Source organism: Neisseria sp. P0021.S006 (assembly GCF_051956895.1).
The window spans coordinates 1-999 of the sequence record NZ_JBQCWZ010000494.1 but is presented as its reverse complement, the minus strand read 5'-3'; the positions used below and the strand labels follow the sequence as shown (position 1 = coordinate 999).

Sequence of the window (999 nt, the reverse complement as noted above, 5' to 3'; positions counted from 1 at the left end):
ATATAGGCGTACCCAATAGCTATGGTCGCTATTACCGTTATCGTTTTTGGAGCCACCTAATCCGTATTGCATTGCCCATACCGATTTGGAGAAGTCGATTTGTTTTTCGGCATCGGCACCGAATTGGGTATTTTTTTGACGGATGTTGCGGAACATATGGTACACGTCGCTGTTGACACCGTTACGGCCATAATCCGTCGGCAAGTCCCAGGTCCAAGTGCTCATGTCGATGGTTTGACGGTCGTAACGCAGGTTGAGGTTGTCCCATGGTCCTTTGTCAAGTTGGTTTTTGTATTCGAAACCGATGCGTTTGCGGTAGGAAATATCTTGACGGGAACGGGTGTCGCCCAGTGCGTCGCCTTTCCAGTCTGCCGCCCACATATTGGACAATTCAATCGTCGTGCGGTCGGTGCGTGAATCTTCGTAAATCCAGCCGATACGGTTTTTATCGTTGAAGTTGTAACCCAGTTTGAACAGGGTGCTTTTGTTTTCCCAGTCTTGAGGGTCAGGTTTGCTGCGCGCTACACCGCGGCTGCCGTAGTTGGTCATACCAGCATTCGGACTCCAGCTTTGTTTGTTGTCAGTGATGACGGTATCGGCAGCGTCGCTGTTGTTTTTGGTTTCTTTACCGAAACGGCGGGTGTAGACCATCAATGCGTCCAGACCCAACCAGGTTCCTGCGGCGGTTATGCTGCTGAATTTTTGGCTGTTGCGTCCGATATAGCCGCCTTTAATGCCTAAGTGGTAGGGTTTTTCTTCGGAAACATAGTCGCTTGCGGATTTGGTTTTGTAGTTGACGGCACCGCCCAATGCGCCGCTGCCGGATTTAAGCGAGTCCGCGCCTTTGTTAAGGGTTACTTCCGAAAAGTTTTCGGGTTCGGAAGTGTTGCGGTTTGCATTGAAGTTGCCGTATGCACCGAACAACTCTTGAAACGCTTCAGACGACCTGCTTTCTGCTTGTGCCAGTCCGTCCACGTTGATGGCAACGCGGTCTTTATC

General features: G+C 50.6%; 1 pseudogene. It reads right to left on the bottom strand.

Features of this window, described 5'->3' with window-relative positions:
* Window positions 1–999 (bottom strand): annotated as a pseudogene (locus ACTHUM_RS15225) (TonB-dependent hemoglobin/transferrin/lactoferrin family receptor); the annotation flags it as partial.